This is a genomic window from Agrobacterium sp. 22-221-1 (assembly GCF_053522445.1).
Window position 1 is genome coordinate 179,037 of record NZ_JBNWCL010000007.1, and the last position, 15,608, is coordinate 194,644.

Sequence of the window (15,608 nt, forward strand, 5' to 3'; positions counted from 1 at the left end):
CAGAGTTCGATCAAGAGCAAACTCAGTTGGTCGGACCGTCGTTGAAACCCACTTCATCCACCAGTTCGGACGCCTGCTTGCGATGGGCGGCTATGTCCGTCAGCGGCAACTTGTCCGGATTGATGGGGCCGAAGCCCTTCACGACATCGGATGGCTCCGCGCCGGGCAGCACCGGATATTCGAAGACCTGCTTGGCGTAGATTTCCTGCGCCTCGCGTGAGGCCAGGAATTCCATCAGCTTCAGCGCATTGTCTTTGTTGGGGGCATATTTCGTCAGCGCCATGCCGGAGATATTTACATGTGTGCCGCGATCGCCCGCATTGGGAAAGATCACCCGCACCGATCCGGCCCATTCCTTTTCTTCCGGCTCGCGATCATTGGTCAGCATCAGGCCGACATAATAGGTGTTACCGAGCGCGATATCGCATTCACCGGAAAAGATCGATTTCGCCTGGCTGCGGTCGGTTCCGTCAGGCTTGCGAGCGAGATTGTTCTTCAGGCCGGTCAGCCATGTGCGGGTATAATCGACGCCGTGATGGGCGATCATCGAGGCGATCAGCGCGATATTATAGGAATGCTGGCCGTCGCGAATGCAGATCTTGCCCTTCCATTTCGGATCGGCAAGCTCCTCATAGGTAATATCCTTCTGGGTCACCCGCTCCTTCGACGCATAGACCACCCGGCCGCGCGTGGTGAGACCAAACCATTCGCCCTCGGGATCGCGCAGATTGGCGGGGATATCCTTTTCGATGACGGGATCGTTGAGGACCGGCTGGGTAACCTTGCCCTCCTTCGCCTCGACGAGACGGGCGATATCAACCGTCAGCAGCACATCCGCGGGCGAATTGACGCCCTCGGCCTGAATGCGTTCCACCAGCCCCTTATCGAGAAAAAGCACATTCGCCTCTATCCCGGTTTCTTTCGTGAAGGCATCGAGCAGCGGCTGGATCAATTCAGGCTGGCGATAGGAATAGACGTTAACCTCCCCCTCTGCCAAAGCGACGGGCGCGGCGACAAGGATCGTCAGCCCTGAAAAAACGGCAGCGGAAAAGTATGATTTCAAGCTTGCCATTATGAATGCCTCCATTACATTCCGATTCTTGACTTGTTTGTTCATGAATCATCCGGACGGTCAACAAGGCTGTTCGAGAAATATCGGACGGGTGCCAGTTTTTTCAGTTTCTGGAATTGTTCTAAACTGAAAAAGAGACTATATAACTCCACATTGAGAGTTAGGAGACCAGCATGCGCTTGACCAAACAGACCAACTATGCCGTTCGCATGTTGATGTATTGCGCCGCCAATGAAGGCCATCTGAGCCGCATTCCCGAGATCGCCAAGGCCTATGGCGTTTCGGAGCTGTTCCTGTTCAAAATCCTGCAGCCGCTCAACAAGGCCGGCCTGGTGGAAACCGTGCGCGGTCGCAACGGCGGCGTGCGCCTTGGCAAACCCGCCGAAAAGATCAGCCTGTTCGACGTGGTGAAAGTGACGGAAGACAGCTTCGCCATGGCGGAATGCTTCGAGGACGGTGCTGTGGAATGTCCGCTTGTGGATAGCTGCGGCCTCAACTCGGCGCTTCGCAAGGCGCTCAATGCCTTTTTCGACGTTCTGGCGGAATATTCGATCGACGATCTCGTCAAGGCGCGGCCCCAGATCAACTTCCTGCTGGGCCTCGATACGGAAATGCCGAAGATCGCCGCCCTTCCGGCTGCCTGACCGTCCCATTGCCGCATCGGCCATTGCCATAGCCCGTGTCCTTGAGGCCACGGGCTTTTCTTTTATAGAATACGCATGAAATGTAATATTTTTGATCCTGCGTGTTGACGTCGCGGATGGAAGCGGCGCATTTGGTCGCGAGCTTTTTCAAGCAACCAATCAGCGTCGCAATGATCATCAAGCCTGAATTCCATACATTTGCGCTCACAGCGCTCGTCGGCAGCATAGGGGCGCTACTCGCCAGCCTCATCGATATTCCGGCGCCTTTTCTTTCCGGCCCGGCGCTTGCCGTAACGATCACGGGGCTGGCCGGCATAAGGCTTGGCGTTCCCGCCTTCATCCGCAATGCCTGTTTCGTCGTCGTCGGCATTTCCATGGGAACGAGCGTGACGCCCTCCGTGATCGACGCGGCAAAGACCTGGCCCGTGAGCTTCGTCGTTGTGCTCGTCGCTGTCGTTATCATGCTCTATGTCGCCTACTGGATCCTGCATTACGGCTTCGGTTACGACCGGACAACGGCGATGCTGGGCGCCTCTCCCGGTCATCTCAGCTATATCATCAGCCTCGGCGCAGAGACGAAAAGCGACCTGGCGACCGTCAGCATCGTGCAAAGCGTGCGGGTGCTGGCGCTGACGCTTTCCGTGCCGCTGATCGTCGAATATTTCGATCTCGTCAGCACGGAACCGCTTGTGGCCAACCCGCCGATGGGCCTTTTCACGCTGGCGCTGACCATCGGCGCATCGCTTCTGACCGGCTGGCTTTTCCTGCGCTGGAAGTTTCCGGCCGCGCTGCTGCTTGGCGGCGTCGCCATTTCCATCGGCACCCACATTACCGGCCTTACCGAAGGCGGCGTTCCCACCTGGCTCAGCCTGCCCGTCTATGTGCTGATCGGCTGCCTCATCGGGACGCGCTTTTCGAATGTCTCACTGATGGACGTGCGGAAAGGCTTTCTGGCGGGCTTCGTCGTCACCATCGCCGTGATGCTGATTGCCGGCAGCATTGCCTGGATGATTTCCAGCTTGACCGGCGTTCCGCTAAATGCCGTCATGATCGCCTATTCGCCGGGCGGCCTGGAGACCATGGCGGCGATGGCGGTGATGATGCATGCCGACACCGCCTATGTCGGCTCCCACCACGTCATCAGACTCCTGTTTCTTTCCGTTCTCATGCCGCTCGTCATGGGCAAGGACGCACGCAAGCGCGACGGCGAAACCTGACCATCGGCGTGTAGCCGGAGCCATCGACGCGAAAACGCAGATGGCATGCAACCATTTTTCCTCCCGGCCGTTTATATTCCGCCGCAATTGCGGCGGCGATCTTTCGCCTGTTCGGCAGGCTGACCCACCGGAGGAACATTCATGAACCGCTTGATGACGTTGACGGGCGCCGGACTTGCGCTTGCCCTTTCTGTTTCCATCGCTCAGGCGCAGGTGGTCGTGTCGTCGAAGATCGACACGGAAGGCGGTGTTCTCGGCAACATCATCCTTGCCGTCCTTAACCAGAACAAGATCGAAACGACGGATCGCATCCAGCTTGGCGCCACGCCGGTTGTGCGAAAAGCGATAACGGCCGGTGAGATCGACATCTATCCAGAATATACCGGCAACGCCGCATTCTTTTTCTCCAAGGCGGACGATCCGCTCTGGAAAGATGCAGCCAAGGGCTATGAAGAGGCGAAAACACTCGACTTCGACGCCAACAAGATCGTCTGGCTGACGCCATCGCCGGCCAACAACACCTGGGCCATTGCGCTGCGCAAGGATGTCGCCGACAAGAACAATCTGAAGACGCTTTCCGATTTCGGCAAATATGTTGCCGATGGCGGCGAAGTCGTCCTTGCCGCTTCTTCCGAATTCGTCAACTCCGCCGCCGCGCTCCCTGCATTTCAGACCACCTATGGCTTCACCATGAAGCCTGACCAGCTGATCACGCTTTCCGGCGGCGACACCGCGGCCACCATCGCCGCCGCCGCCAACCAGACCAACAACGCCAATGCCGCCATGGTCTATGGCACGGATGGCGGCATCGCGCCTTCAGGTCTCGTGGTGCTGGAGGACGACAAACATGTGCAGCCGGTCTATCAGCCAGCGCCGATCATTCGCGAAGAGGTTCTGAAAAAGCACCCGAATATCGAAGAGCTGCTGAAACCCGTGTTCGAAAAACTCGATCTGGCAACGCTGCAGGATTTGAACGCCCGCGTACAGGTCGGGGGCGAACAGGCCAAGACCGTGGCGCTCGACTTTCTGACAAAGAACGGCTTCGTCAAGTAACCGCTCGCGGCTCCGGAGCGGGTTGCGGGAACCGGTGCGTTCCCATGATCCCGTCCCAATTCAGAGTACACGGGCCAGAAGACAGGGGAGCAGGATTTGACGAAATGGCCTGACAAAGTGGGCGTGGTGATTTCATGCCTGCTTCTTTATGCGCTTTTCGCCTCGCCTTTCATGACATTCCGTGCCAACCGGATCGTTCAGGGCGAGACACGGACGATCTTCGAAGCTCTTCCGGGTTCGGCTGCAACTGTTCTCGCCACCATCGTTCTTCTTTCGGCCTTCATCGCCTTTTTCCGCTTTCCTACGCGATTGAAGCTCGCATTCGCGCTGGTCGGTCTTGCGGCACTGGCGGTTTTCGTCGGGAAGGCGGCTTCTTTCCTCACGCCGGAGGGTAACGGTTTTGCCCGCGTTTCACCTGCCAGCGGCTTCTGGCTGATATTTGCCGGTCTGGCTCTGCTCGCCACGGATTGCATTGCGCGTCTTGAGCCGAAGCCCGCTGCCCGGATTTTGCTGCTGCTGGTGGCCATTGTCGCGCTCGCGGCCGTGCTGACAAGCGGCCTCTGGAACGACCTCTCCATCATCAAGGAATATACCGGCCGGGCCGATATATTCTGGAGCGAGGCTTTGCGGCATGTGGAACTTGCCATCGGCTCGCTGATCGCGGCGACCGTAGTGGGCATTCCCCTGGGGATACTCTGTTACAAGGTCGAGCGGTTGCGCGCAGGCGTACTGAACAGCCTCAACATCGTTCAGACCATCCCCTCCATCGCCCTTTTCGGCCTCTTGATCGCCCCGCTCGGGTGGATCGCGGCCACTGTGCCGGGTGCCGCGAAAATCGGCATCGCCGGCATCGGCATGGTGCCCGCTTTCGTGGCGCTGTTTCTCTATTCGCTGCTGCCGGTGGTTTCGAACACGGTGGTCGGTCTTTCCGGCGTTTCGCAAGCGGTTCGGGAAGCGGCGCGCGGGCTTGGTATGACGCCGGTGCAACGGCTGCTGCGGGTAGAATTTCCGCTGGCCATGCCGGTCATCCTCACCGGCATCCGCATCGTGCTGGTGCAGAATATCGGCCTGGCGACGATCGCCGCCCTGATCGGCGGCGGCGGCTTTGGCGTTTTCGTATTTCAGGGCATCGGGCAGACAGCGATGGACCTCGTGCTGCTCGGCACCGTGCCGACGGTTCTTCTCGGCTTTGCCGCTGCGATAACACTCGACGCCCTCATCGACAGCAATCTCTTCAGCGCAGGCGGAAGGCAAAAGGCATGATCGAAATCGACACCATTACGAAACGATATGGCGGTGCAGCCGTGGTGGATCAGGTATCGCTAACCGTCCCGCCGCGCACCGTCACCGTCATCGTCGGCACCTCCGGCTCGGGAAAAACCACCCTGCTGCGCATGATAAACCGGCTGGTGGAGCCGACCTCCGGCACGATCCGTATCGACGGTGAGGATGTCAGCGCCATACCCGGCTTCAAGCTGCGCCGCCAGATCGGCTACGCCATTCAGGGCCATGGCCTGTTTCCGCACCGGACGGTGGCCGAAAATATCGCGACCGTTCCGCAGCTGATCGGCTGGGATCGCAAGCGGATCGAGGCGAAGATCGACGCGCTGATGCATCTCTTCCAGCTCGATCCTGCGCTTTATGCCGACCGTTTCCCGCATGAACTCTCAGGCGGTCAGCAGCAGCGTGTCGGCGTGGCGCGTGCGCTCGCCGCCGAGCCGAACATTCTTCTGATGGACGAACCCTTCGGCGCGCTGGACCCGGTGATCCGCGCCAAGGCCCAGAACGATCTTCTCGATATCCAGAAAAAGCTCGGCGTGACCATCGTTCTCGTCACACACGATATGGACGAGGCCTTTCATCTGGCGGATCGTATCGCCGTGATGGACAAGGGCCGCATTGTGCAGGACTGCCCGCCGGCCGAACTGGTGCTGAAACCGGCGACGGATTTCGTGCGCACCATGATCGGCGAAAACGAACGGGCGCTGAAACTGCTGTCCGTTCTCTCCGTCGCCGATGTCGTGGAACCGGGAAACGCAGAGGGCGAACCGCTCACCGAACATACGAGCCAGCGCGACGCCCTGTCGGCAATGTTATGGGCGGGCTGCGATGCCTTGCCGGTCGTCAAGGACAATGGGCAACCCGCCGGCCGGGTGCGGCGTGACGTTCTCCTCCAGCGTGCCGCCGGAGCCCCATGAAAAACGCCTTATCCTTCTTTGCCCTCGGTTTCCTGACGCTGGCGCTGGCCATCTTCCTTGCCGTGCCGCAGGTCTTCGCACCGGTGTTTCGCCCTCTCGTGCAGGCCAATGCGCCGGCAATCTACACGCAGGCCAATCTGTTTTCCCTCACGCTGTCGCATCTAACCATCGTGGCGATTGCCACGGGGCTCGCCACGCTCACGGCGGGAGCGCTTGCAGTTCTCGTCACCCGGCCATTCGGGGCGGATTTCCTGCCGCTGTCGCGCAGCATCGTCAATATCGGCCAGACCTTCCCGCCCGTCGCGGTGCTGGCGCTGGCCGTGCCGATGATCGGTTTTGGCGAGAAACCCACGCTTATTGCGCTGTTTCTCTATGCACTTTTGCCGGTATTCGAAAATACGCTGACGGGTCTTACGACCCTGCCCGCCACGATGATGGATGCCGCGAGAGGCAGCGGCATGACCGGCTGGCAACGCCTTGTCAAAGTGGAGTTGCCGCTTGCCCTTCCAGCCATTCTCGCCGGCATCCGGCTTTCGGCGGTCATCAGCCTTTCGACCGCGACCATCGGCTCGACCGTCGCGGCGCGTACCCTCGGCGAAGTGATCATTGCCGGCCTGCAATCCAACAATCTCGCCTTCATTCTTCAGGGCGGGCTGATCGTTGCGGCGCTGGCGATCCTGATTCACGCTGCCTTTTCCGCCCTGGAAAAGAGTGCGGCGCGCAAAACCGGGCACTGACACAGGCAAGCCCCGCATTTTTATATTCCCGATACCTGCCGCACATGGTAGGGGCTGACCGTCGAAACAGAAACATTCGAGGTTCGGGTGACACAGGCAATTGTCGTGATGGGAGTGAGCGGCTCCGGCAAGTCCACGGTCGCGGAAGCAGTAGCGGAAAAACTGGGCGTTGCCTTCATAGAAGGCGACAAGCTTCACCCGAAATCCAACGTCGATAAAATGTCCGAAGGTATTCCGCTGACGGACGAAGACCGTTGGCCCTGGCTCGATCTGATCGGCGCGGAACTGCGCAAGGGCAGCGAAAGCAATGGTGTCGTCGTTTCCTGCTCGGCCCTCAAGAAAATCTATCGCGACCGGCTTCGCAAGGCCACCGGCGGCCCGCTGGCTTTCGTCTATCTGGATGGCAGCCTGGAGCTTCTCAGCCGGCGCATGGGCGAACGCAAGGGCCATTTCATGCCGCTTTCGCTGCTGCAGACCCAGCTTGCCACGCTGGAAGTGCCGACCGGCGAATCCGGCGTCGTGACCGTCAGCATCGATGCCACACCGGAGGATATTGCGAAGAACGCACTTTCCGGTTTGAAGACAGTGACGTTCTAAAATCCGAGCCTGTCGCGCAGGCCGTACCACCATGCGCCAAGCACGGTCAGCGGCACCCGGAAGGTCTTGCCGCCGGGGAACGGATAGTTCGGCAGCGAACTCCAGATATCGAAACGTTCGGCATGGCCGGCAACGGCCTCGCCCAGTATCTTGCCGAGCAGATGGGTTGTCGTAACACCATGGCCACTGTCGCCATGCGAGAAATAGATATTGTCCGACAGCCTGCCCATATGCGGAATGCGCGTCAGGGTCAGCGCGAAATTTCCACTCCAGGCAAAGTCGATTTTCGTTTTTTCCAGTTGCGGGAAGGTTTTGAGCATGTTCGGACGGATCACACCCGTCAGATCGGCCGGATCGCTGCCGCCATAACCGATGCCGCCCCCATAGAGCAGGCGATTGTCCGAGGTCCGGCGATAATAGTCGAGAATGTAGTTGGCATCTTCAACGCAATAATCGGCAGGCAGAAGAGCCTCGATCAGATCGGCATCGAGCGGTTCCGTCGCCATGACCTGGCTTGAGACCGGCATCATCCGGTCGCCGATTTCCGGCAAGAGTTTGCCGAGATAGGCGTTGCCGCAGACGAGGACATATTTCGTCTTGACGCTGCCTGTCGCCGTGCGCACCACGGGGTTTGCGCCCTGCTCCACCGCAATGACCCGCGAATTTTCGAATATGCGCGCACCGAGGCTTTCGGCCGCCGCCGCTTCGCCCTGCACCAGATTGAGCGGGTGGATATGCCCGCCGAAGCGGTCGATCATGCCGCCGGCATAACGATCGGTCTTCACATACCGGCCGACATCCGCCTTCGAGACCATTTCGAGACCGCCATGGCCGTGTTTTTCCCAATGGGCCTTATGGGCCTCCATCTCGCGGATCTGTTTCGGGGTAAAGGCGGCAAAGAAACCGCCATCGACGAGATCGCAATCGATGGCGTATTTGGCGATGCGGTTGCGGATGATCGCGCCGCCTTCAAGCGACATTTCGCCGAGTTTCACCGCCTTGTCATGCCCATAGCGGCCAGCGATGGTTTCGAGATCGCGGCTATAGCCGTTGACGATCTGGCCGCCATTGCGACCCGAAGCGCCGAAGCCGACGCGGACACCTTCCAGAACGATGACGGAATAGCCGCGCTCACTGAGTTCCAGCGCGGCGGAAATGCCGGTGAAGCCACCGCCGATGATGCAGACATCGGCGTCCAGCGCGCCTTCGAGTGTCGGCCGCACGGTTTTGACATTGGCGGAGGCCGCATACCATGACGATGTGTGGCCGGGATTAGGGATGTTCGTTACCTCAGCCATTTCACACCGTCCTGATATAGGCGTCATATTCGACGTCGGTTACACGCAGGGAAAATTCGGAAAGCTCCTGCTGTTTGCAGGCGGAAAACAACGTGCGGTACTTCTGGCCGAGCGTCGCATAGGCAAAGCTCGACCGCGTGAAGCGCTGCAACGCATAGTCCCAGTTGGTGGGCAGCGGCTCGTGATTGATCGCATGGCTGTCGCCGGCAATCGCGCCGCCCGGTTGGCGCTTCTCCTTCATGCCGGCCAATGCGGCGCTCAGGATCATCGCGACAACGAGATAGGGATTGGTATCGGCGCCCGCGACCCGATGTTCGATACGGGTCGCCGCCTTGCTGGCAACGATGACGCGAACCGCCGCCGAGCGGTTGTCGATGCCCCAGGAGGCGTAGGTCGGTGCGTGTTCGCTGGGTGTCAGGCGACGATAGGAATTGGCATGGGGGGCGAAGATCGCCATGCTTTCACCCATGTTTTCCAAGAGGCCGCCGACCGAATGCATCAAGGCATCCGATGGGCCGTCCTCCCCGGCGTAGATGTTCCTGCCGTCCCTGTCGAGAACGGAAAAATGCACATGCATGCCGTTGCCGGCCTGCAACCCGTAAGGCTTGGCCATGAAGGTGGCGTCGAGGTCATGCCGCCGCGCCACGCCCTTGACGATGCGTTTCAGGAAGACCGCGAAATCGGCCGCCTGCAATGCATCCGGCACATGGTTAAGATTGATCTCATATTGGCCGGGACCATTCTCCCGCAGCGTCGTATCGGCAAGCACGCCCTGTGCGCGGCAGGCCGTGGCAATATCATGGAAGACGTCCTCGAAATCCTGCAGTTCGGAAATCGACAAAACCTGTGTTTGGCCCGTATGCCACCGACCCTCGCGGCTGTGCGGCGGACGAACGGGATCGAGCGCGGAGCGGACGGGATCGATCAGGTAAAACTCGAGTTCGGTCGCCACGACCGGCGTGAGGCCGGCCTTTTTATAGGCGCCCAGAACCTGCGCCAGAACATGGCGCGGATCGCCATAAAAGCCGGTTCCATCCGGATTTTTCATTGCCAGCAGAACCTGTGCCGTCGGGCGGCCAAGCCATGTAACCCGCGACAGCGTGCCTGGAACGGGGAAACAAAACCCGTCCGGATCGCCCGTGCCTTCCGCAAGACCTGCGGCATGCACATCCCGGCCCCAGATATCCAGCGCATAGACCGACCGGGGAATGGCCATTCCCTTTTCAAGAACGTCGATTGCCCGTTCGCGCGGAATCCACTTGCCACGCGGCACGCCGTTCGCATCTATGACAAAAGCTTCGAGAATTTCGATATCGGGGTTATCTGCGAAAAATTTCTTTGCGTTTTCAATATCATCCATCATGCACCAGCAAGCCGTTTCCATCTCGTTTCATGCGCAGCGAGTTGCGCTAACGAAAGTCGTCCTGCTGCTGATAGATGAGAAACCTCGCCACCATGATGACGTTTCGCCCCTTTTCCCTTTGCATGCAACCATGTTACGTGGCCTGTCCCCGGAAGGCCAGCGGATTTAGCTATCAGGGATTGAACCTTTCCGGGCGATAGGCGTCGATGGCGATAACCGGCGTTTCGCCCAGCATGGTTTCCGCCAATACACGGCCGGTGATCGGCCCAAGTGTGAGGCCATGGTGGGCGTGGCCGAAAGCAAACCACAATGTTTTATGGCGCGGCGCTTTACCGATGATCGGCATCATATCCGGCGTGCAGGGCCGCGCACCCATCCACGGTTCCGCATCCAGCCGGCCGCCGAGAGGAAAGACGGTGCGCGCCACCCGCTCCGCCCGCTCTATCTGCACGGGAGATTTCGGTGCATCGCGTTCGGCAAATTCCGCGCCCGTCGTCAGGCGGATGCCCTTTCGCATCGGCGCGAGGAAATAACCGCGCTCGGCGTCGATCAGCCAGTTATTGAGCTTCGTGCCTTCCTGCGGCGCATAATGCATGTGGTAACCGCGCTTCACACCAAGCGGAAAGCGGTAACCCAGCCGTTCCGTAACGGTATCCGCCCAGGGGCCAAGCGCCACGACGGCATGTTCGGCCTCTACCGCGCCGGTTTCGGTGCGCACCGTCCACCCGCTCACCGTCTGGCTGAGGGTGGAAGCATCACCCCTGACGAAGCTTCCGCCGAGGCTCTCGAACAGCCGGACATAAGCGAGCGTCAGCGCATGCGGATCGCGCACCGACCAGGGATCGTTCCATTTCAGGCCACCGACGAAATCATGGCTCAGATGCGGTTCGGCTGCGGCAAGCTCCTCGGCGTCGAGTTTCGTATGGGAAATGCCGTGGTCGCGCGCCAGACGCTCGGCGAAAGCAAAATCGGCATCCCGCCTTGCGGCGGTTCTGTAGGCCTCCATCCAGCCGTTCTTGACGATCAGATCGCCGGCCTTCGCCTCGTCAATCAAAATGCTGTGTTCGGAGACCGAATGCTCGATCAGCGGCGCATAGGCGCGGGCAATTGCCGCGTGGCGCGTGGCTGCGGAATTGTACCAGTAACGGCCGAGAAAAGGCGCGATCTTCGGCAGGGCAAAGAGGTGATAGCGGGCATCGATGCTGTTGTTCAGGGAATAGCGCAGCAACAGGGCGAGATCCTGCGGGAAGGCATAAGGCACGACGCCTTCTCTCTGGATCAGCCCGGCATTGCCGAAGGAGGTCTCCTCACCCGGCCCGCGCCGGTCGACCAGCACCACCGACTTGCCCCTGCGGGCCAGCTGCAGGGCGATGGAGACCCCGATGATCCCCGCACCCAAAACGATCACATCCGCTGCCATGGCAATCAATCCGTTTCCGCATCACATGCCCCTCAACATGGGTCGGCATTTTCCGCGAAGCAACAGAAAAATCATCACCTTAACAGAAACAGCAATGCGGCCTACTGGCTTATCGCCTTCGTTTTCATCGCCTCGATGTTGAAGGCAGCCGCCAGCAACGCCTTGGTATAGTCCTGCTGCGGGTCAGCGAAGATTTCCGCCGCCGGGCCGCTCTCCACCACCTTGCCATGGCGCATGACGATCAGGTCGTTAGCGAGCGCCTTCACCACCTTCAGATCGTGGCTGATGAAGAGGTAAGCGAGTTCGTGCTTGGCCTGAAGATCGCGCAGCAGATCGACCACCTGCGCCTGCACGCTCATGTCGAGCGCGGAGGTCGGCTCATCCAGCATGACAAAACGGGGTTTAAGCACCATGGCGCGGGCAATGGCGATGCGCTGGCGCTGGCCGCCGGAAAATTCGTGCGGATACCGCCAGCGCGTCGCGGGGTCCAGACCGACCTCTTCCAGCGCGGTAGCGACACGCGTATCGCGCTCATCGGCGGAAAGTGACCGCTCATGCACCTTCAGGCCTTCGGCGACGATCTCGCCGACCGACATGCGCGGGCTGAGCGACCCATAAGGATCCTGAAACACCACCTGCAGCCGGTTTCTGAGCGGCTTCATCATTTCATAGGAATAGTGGTCGATCGACTGGCCGATGAAGCTGATACGCCCTTCAGACGCAATCAACCGCGAGAGGGCCAGACCGAGCGTCGTCTTGCCGGAGCCGGATTCGCCCACCACGCCCACAGTCTGGCCGGCGCGAAGGGTGATATCGATGCCGTCCACCGCCTTCACATGGTCGACCACCCGGCGCATCAGCCCCGCTTTGATGGGGAACCAGACCTTGATATCGTCACCCTGCATGACCACCGGTTTGGTCGCGTCGGAATGCGGCGGCTCGCCCTTCGGCTCTGCCGCCAGAAGATGGCGCGTATAGGCGTGCTGCGGATCGGTAAACACCTGCTCCACCGTGCCGGTCTCGACGATCTTGCCCTTGGTCATGACGCAGACGCGGTCGGCAAATTTGCGGACAATGCCGAGATCGTGGGTGATGAACAGCATGGACATGCCGTGCTTCGTCTTCAGATCACTCAGAAGCTCGAGGATCTGCGCCTGCACCGTCACGTCGAGCGCCGTCGTCGGTTCGTCGGCGATCAGCAGTTTCGGCCGGTTGGCAAGCGCCATGGCAATCATCACGCGCTGCCGCTGGCCACCGGACAATTCATGCGGATAGGCCTTCAGGCGCTTTTCCGGTTCACGGATACCCACCTGCAGCAGCAGTTCCAGCGTGCGCGCCCGTGCCTGCGCTCCGGTGATTGCCTGATGCAGTTCCAGAATCTCGCCGATCTGCCGCTCGATGGTGTGGAGCGGATTGAGCGAGGTCATCGGCTCCTGGAAAATCATCGTGACGTCGTTACCGCGGACCGCGCGCAGGGAGCGTTCCGGCAAAGTCAGCATATCCTTGCCGTCGAACAGGATTTTTCCCGAAGGATGGCTCGCCGCCGGATAGGGCAGCAATTTGAGAATGGAATTCGCCGTGACCGATTTGCCGGAACCGGACTCGCCGACGAGGGCGACGACCTCGCCCGGCATCAGATCGAAGGAGACGTGGTCGACAGCGATGCTGGTCGCGCCGCCCTGATGGAAGGCGACGGAGAGATCACGGACGGAGAGAAGCGGCTGAATATTTGTTTCCGTCATGGCGATCACCGGAACGTCTTGCGTGGGTCGAAGGCGTCGCGCACCGCTTCACCGACGAAAATCAACAGTGAGAGCATGATGGACATGGTGAAAAACGCAGTGAGGCCAAGCCAGGGGGCCTGAAGGTTGTTCTTGCCCTGCGCGATCATCTCGCCCAGCGACGGCGATCCCGGCGGCATGCCGAAGCCGAGGAAATCGAGCGAGGTGAGCGTCGTGATCGATCCGGAGAGGATGAAAGGCAGGAAGGTCAGTGTCGCCACCATGGCGTTTGGCAGAAGATGCCGGAACATGATTGTCCAGTTGCCGACGCCAAGGGCGCGGGCGGCGCGGACATATTCGAAGTTTCTGGCGCGCAGGAATTCGGCGCGCACGATGCCGACGAAGCCGACCCATGAGAAGAGCAGCATGATGCCGAGCAGCACGAAGAAGCCCGGCGGCAGGATGGCCGCGATGATGAGCAGGATGTAAAGCACCGGCATGGAAGACCAGATTTCGATGAAACGCTGCAACAGCAGGTCAGTCCAACCGCCGAAATAACCCTGGATCGCGCCGGCGGTGACGCCGACAAGGGCCGACGCAATGGTCAGCGTCAGGCCGAAAAGCACGGAAATACGGAAACCGTAGATCATCCGCGCCGTGACGTCGCGCGCCTGATTGTCGGTTCCGAGCCAGTTGAGATTGCCGAGGGTGCAGCCGGGATCGGCATCGCCCTGCGGGTAAGCCGAGCAGCGATCCTTTTTATCCATCAGCCAGAAGGGCGCGGTGGGTGCCGAATGCGGAATATTGGAGTTGACCGTCTGATAGGAATAACGGATCGGCGGCCAGATCATCCAGCCATTGGCGTTGATCTCGTCCTGAATGAAGGAGGATTTGTAATCGGTCTGGGCCAGGAAGCCGCCGAATTTTTCCTCCGGATAATCCACCATGACGGGCACCAGCAGCTCACCCTTGTAGGAGGCAAGGACGGGTTTGTCATTGGCGATGAATTCCGCGATCAGGCTCAGGAAAAACAGGAGCAGGAACAGCCAGAAGGACCAGTAACCGCGCCGGTTTGCCTTGAAATTCTGCCAGCGGCGCTTGGTGGTCGGCGAAAACCACGGGCGCTTCGGCTTTGCCATCGTTTCGGTTGCGGCGGTATGGGCAAGCGTCATCACACGTCCCTCCGCTCGAAATCGATACGCGGATCGATCCATGTATAGATAAGGTCGGAAATGAGGCCGACCACGAGGCCCATCAGCGAGAAGATGAAGAGCGTGCCGAAGACGATCGGGTAATCGCGATTGACGACCGAGAGATAACCGAGGCGGCCGAGGCCATCGAGCGAGAAGATATTCTCGATCAGCAGCGATCCGGTGAAGAAGGCCGAGATGAAGGCGCCCGGAAAACCGGCGATCACGATCAGCATCGCGTTGCGAAAGACATGACCATAAAGAACCTTGCGCTCCGTGAGCCCCTTGGCGCGGGCGGTGATGACATATTGCTTCTTGATCTCGTCGATGAAGGAATTCTTGGTCAGAAGCGTCGTCGTCGCGAAGGCCGAAAGCGACAGTGCGATAAGCGGCAGGGTCAGATGCCAGAAATAGTCGATGATCTTCTGCCACCAGTTCAGTTGCGCGAAATTATCCGACACAAGGCCGCGCAGCGGGAACCAGTCGAAGAAGGATCCACCGGCGAAGAGGACGATGAGCAGAATGCCGAACAGGAAGCTCGGAACGGCATAACCGATGATGATGATGCCGGAGGTCCAGACGTCGAAGGTCGAGCCGTCGGACACGGCCTTCTTGATGCCGAGCGGAATGGAGATGATGTAGGAAATGATCAGAATCCAGAAACCGAGCGACGCGGACACCGGCAGCTTGTCGATGATGAGATCGATAACAGAGGAATTGCGGAAGAAGCTGTCGCCGAAATCGAAGCGGATATAATTCCACATCATTTCGAGAAAACGGGTGAGCGGCGGCTTGTCGAAGCCGAACTGCTTTTCGAGCTTGGCGATAAGTTCCGGATCGAGACCCTGCGCGCCGCGATATTTCGAACCGCTATCATCGAAACCGCCGGATTGGCCCATGAGATCGCCGCCACCCGATAGCCGGTCGGAGGCATTGTCGCCCTGCCCCGTCAATTGCGCGACGACCTGTTCCACCGGCCCGCCCGGCGCGAACTGGATGACGAGAAACGAAATGCCCATAATGCCGACGATGGTCGGGATCATCAGCGCCAGACGTCTGAGGATATAGGCGCCCATCAGCCTCTGCTCCCGGCCGATA

At 59.8% G+C, this 15,608-nt stretch carries 14 protein-coding genes; 7 read left to right on the forward strand and 7 right to left on the reverse strand.

All coding sequences use genetic code 11. From position 1 onward, the window contains the following. Positions 1 to 22 precede the first annotated feature (22 nt). On the reverse strand, positions 23 to 1,072 hold the full coding sequence (locus tag ACQZ5N_RS13195; protein ID WP_035264601.1) for a Fe(3+) ABC transporter substrate-binding protein: 1,050 nt from the start codon (positions 1,070 to 1,072) through the stop codon (positions 23 to 25). Between the two features lie 173 nt (positions 1,073 to 1,245). Here ACQZ5N_RS13195 and rirA point away from each other — a divergent pair, with 173 nt between their 5' ends. The 7 genes from rirA to ACQZ5N_RS13230 all read left to right on the forward strand — a co-directional run bounded on the left by rirA (position 1,246) and on the right by ACQZ5N_RS13230 (position 7,518). Further along, complete coding sequence (rirA, locus tag ACQZ5N_RS13200; RefSeq protein ID WP_059759126.1) at positions 1,246 to 1,716, forward strand: iron-responsive transcriptional regulator RirA; 471 nt, start codon at positions 1,246 to 1,248, stop codon at positions 1,714 to 1,716. Positions 1,717 to 1,886: 170 nt separating this feature from the next. Next, entirely contained in the window at positions 1,887 to 2,933 is a 1,047-nt protein-coding gene (locus ACQZ5N_RS13205) for an AbrB family transcriptional regulator (RefSeq protein WP_448733129.1), read from the forward strand. 141 nt (positions 2,934 to 3,074) lie between these two features. After that, positions 3,075 to 3,986, forward strand: a complete 912-nt coding sequence (gene osmF / locus ACQZ5N_RS13210) for a glycine betaine ABC transporter substrate-binding protein OsmF (protein WP_003524447.1) — start codon at positions 3,075 to 3,077, stop codon at positions 3,984 to 3,986. A gap of 96 nt (positions 3,987 to 4,082) precedes the next feature. Next, positions 4,083 to 5,249 carry an ABC transporter permease gene (locus ACQZ5N_RS13215; protein WP_448733130.1) on the forward strand — a complete coding sequence of 389 codons (1,167 nt, stop codon included), beginning with the start codon at positions 4,083 to 4,085 and terminating at the stop codon, positions 5,247 to 5,249. Beyond that, a complete protein-coding gene (locus tag ACQZ5N_RS13220; protein ID WP_448733131.1) occupies positions 5,246 to 6,184 on the forward strand; it encodes an ABC transporter ATP-binding protein in 939 nt (312 codons plus the stop codon). The genes ACQZ5N_RS13215 and ACQZ5N_RS13220 overlap by 4 nt, the downstream gene beginning before the upstream one ends. Continuing rightward, on the forward strand, positions 6,181 to 6,921 hold the full coding sequence (locus ACQZ5N_RS13225) for an ABC transporter permease (RefSeq protein WP_448733132.1): 741 nt from the start codon (positions 6,181 to 6,183) through the stop codon (positions 6,919 to 6,921). Before ACQZ5N_RS13220 ends, ACQZ5N_RS13225 begins: the two co-directional genes overlap by 4 nt. Before the next feature lie 108 nt (positions 6,922 to 7,029). Next, positions 7,030 to 7,518 carry a gluconokinase gene (locus tag ACQZ5N_RS13230; RefSeq protein WP_304982804.1) on the forward strand — a complete coding sequence of 163 codons (489 nt, stop codon included), beginning with the start codon at positions 7,030 to 7,032 and terminating at the stop codon, positions 7,516 to 7,518. On the opposite strand, the gene ACQZ5N_RS13235 is transcribed toward ACQZ5N_RS13230, so the two are convergent. The 6 genes from ACQZ5N_RS13235 to ACQZ5N_RS13260 all read right to left on the reverse strand — a co-directional run bounded on the left by ACQZ5N_RS13235 (position 7,515) and on the right by ACQZ5N_RS13260 (position 15,586). Then, entirely contained in the window at positions 7,515 to 8,816 is a 1,302-nt protein-coding gene (locus tag ACQZ5N_RS13235; protein ID WP_448733133.1) for an NAD(P)/FAD-dependent oxidoreductase, read from the reverse strand. The genes ACQZ5N_RS13230 and ACQZ5N_RS13235 overlap by 4 nt on opposite strands. Before the next feature lies 1 nt (position 8,817). Continuing rightward, entirely contained in the window at positions 8,818 to 10,179 is a 1,362-nt protein-coding gene (locus ACQZ5N_RS13240; protein ID WP_003524441.1) for a glutamine synthetase family protein, read from the reverse strand. 172 nt (positions 10,180 to 10,351) lie between these two features. Beyond that, positions 10,352 to 11,599, reverse strand: a complete 1,248-nt coding sequence (locus ACQZ5N_RS13245; protein ID WP_196378173.1) for an NAD(P)/FAD-dependent oxidoreductase — start codon at positions 11,597 to 11,599, stop codon at positions 10,352 to 10,354. A gap of 101 nt (positions 11,600 to 11,700) precedes the next feature. Beyond that, positions 11,701 to 13,341, reverse strand: coding sequence for an ABC transporter ATP-binding protein (locus ACQZ5N_RS13250; RefSeq protein WP_448733134.1), 1,641 nt, complete (start codon positions 13,339 to 13,341; stop codon positions 11,701 to 11,703). A 5-nt stretch (positions 13,342 to 13,346) separates the two neighbouring features. Beyond that, positions 13,347 to 14,492: an ABC transporter permease gene (locus ACQZ5N_RS13255; RefSeq protein WP_448733135.1), complete on the reverse strand. Its 1,146-nt coding sequence runs from the start codon at positions 14,490 to 14,492 to the stop codon at positions 13,347 to 13,349. Beyond that, complete coding sequence (locus tag ACQZ5N_RS13260) at positions 14,492 to 15,586, reverse strand: microcin C ABC transporter permease YejB (protein ID WP_448733136.1); 1,095 nt, start codon at positions 15,584 to 15,586, stop codon at positions 14,492 to 14,494. Before ACQZ5N_RS13260 ends, ACQZ5N_RS13255 begins: the two co-directional genes overlap by 1 nt. Positions 15,587 to 15,608 lie beyond the last annotated feature (22 nt).

Excerpts from the sequence above, each read along its gene's own strand:
- ACQZ5N_RS13195 (WP_035264601.1), bottom strand. The coding sequence starts at position 1,072 with ATGGCAAGCTTGAAATCATACTTTTCCGCTGCCGTTTTTTCAGGGCTG.
- rirA (WP_059759126.1), top strand. The coding sequence starts at position 1,246 with ATGCGCTTGACCAAACAGACCAACTATGCCGTTCGCATGTTGATGTAT.
- ACQZ5N_RS13205 (WP_448733129.1), top strand. The coding sequence starts at position 1,887 with ATGATCATCAAGCCTGAATTCCATACATTTGCGCTCACAGCGCTCGTC.
- osmF (WP_003524447.1), top strand. The coding sequence starts at position 3,075 with ATGAACCGCTTGATGACGTTGACGGGCGCCGGACTTGCGCTTGCCCTT.
- ACQZ5N_RS13220 (WP_448733131.1), top strand. The coding sequence starts at position 5,246 with ATGATCGAAATCGACACCATTACGAAACGATATGGCGGTGCAGCCGTG.
- ACQZ5N_RS13225 (WP_448733132.1), top strand. The coding sequence starts at position 6,181 with ATGAAAAACGCCTTATCCTTCTTTGCCCTCGGTTTCCTGACGCTGGCG.
- ACQZ5N_RS13230 (WP_304982804.1), top strand. The coding sequence starts at position 7,030 with ATGGGAGTGAGCGGCTCCGGCAAGTCCACGGTCGCGGAAGCAGTAGCG.
- ACQZ5N_RS13235 (WP_448733133.1), bottom strand. The coding sequence starts at position 8,816 with ATGGCTGAGGTAACGAACATCCCTAATCCCGGCCACACATCGTCATGG.
- ACQZ5N_RS13240 (WP_003524441.1), bottom strand. The coding sequence starts at position 10,179 with ATGATGGATGATATTGAAAACGCAAAGAAATTTTTCGCAGATAACCCC.
- ACQZ5N_RS13245 (WP_196378173.1), bottom strand. The coding sequence starts at position 11,599 with ATGGCAGCGGATGTGATCGTTTTGGGTGCGGGGATCATCGGGGTCTCC.
- ACQZ5N_RS13250 (WP_448733134.1), bottom strand. The coding sequence starts at position 13,341 with ATGACGGAAACAAATATTCAGCCGCTTCTCTCCGTCCGTGATCTCTCC.
- ACQZ5N_RS13255 (WP_448733135.1), bottom strand. The coding sequence starts at position 14,492 with ATGACGCTTGCCCATACCGCCGCAACCGAAACGATGGCAAAGCCGAAG.
- ACQZ5N_RS13260 (WP_448733136.1), bottom strand. The coding sequence starts at position 15,586 with ATGGGCGCCTATATCCTCAGACGTCTGGCGCTGATGATCCCGACCATC.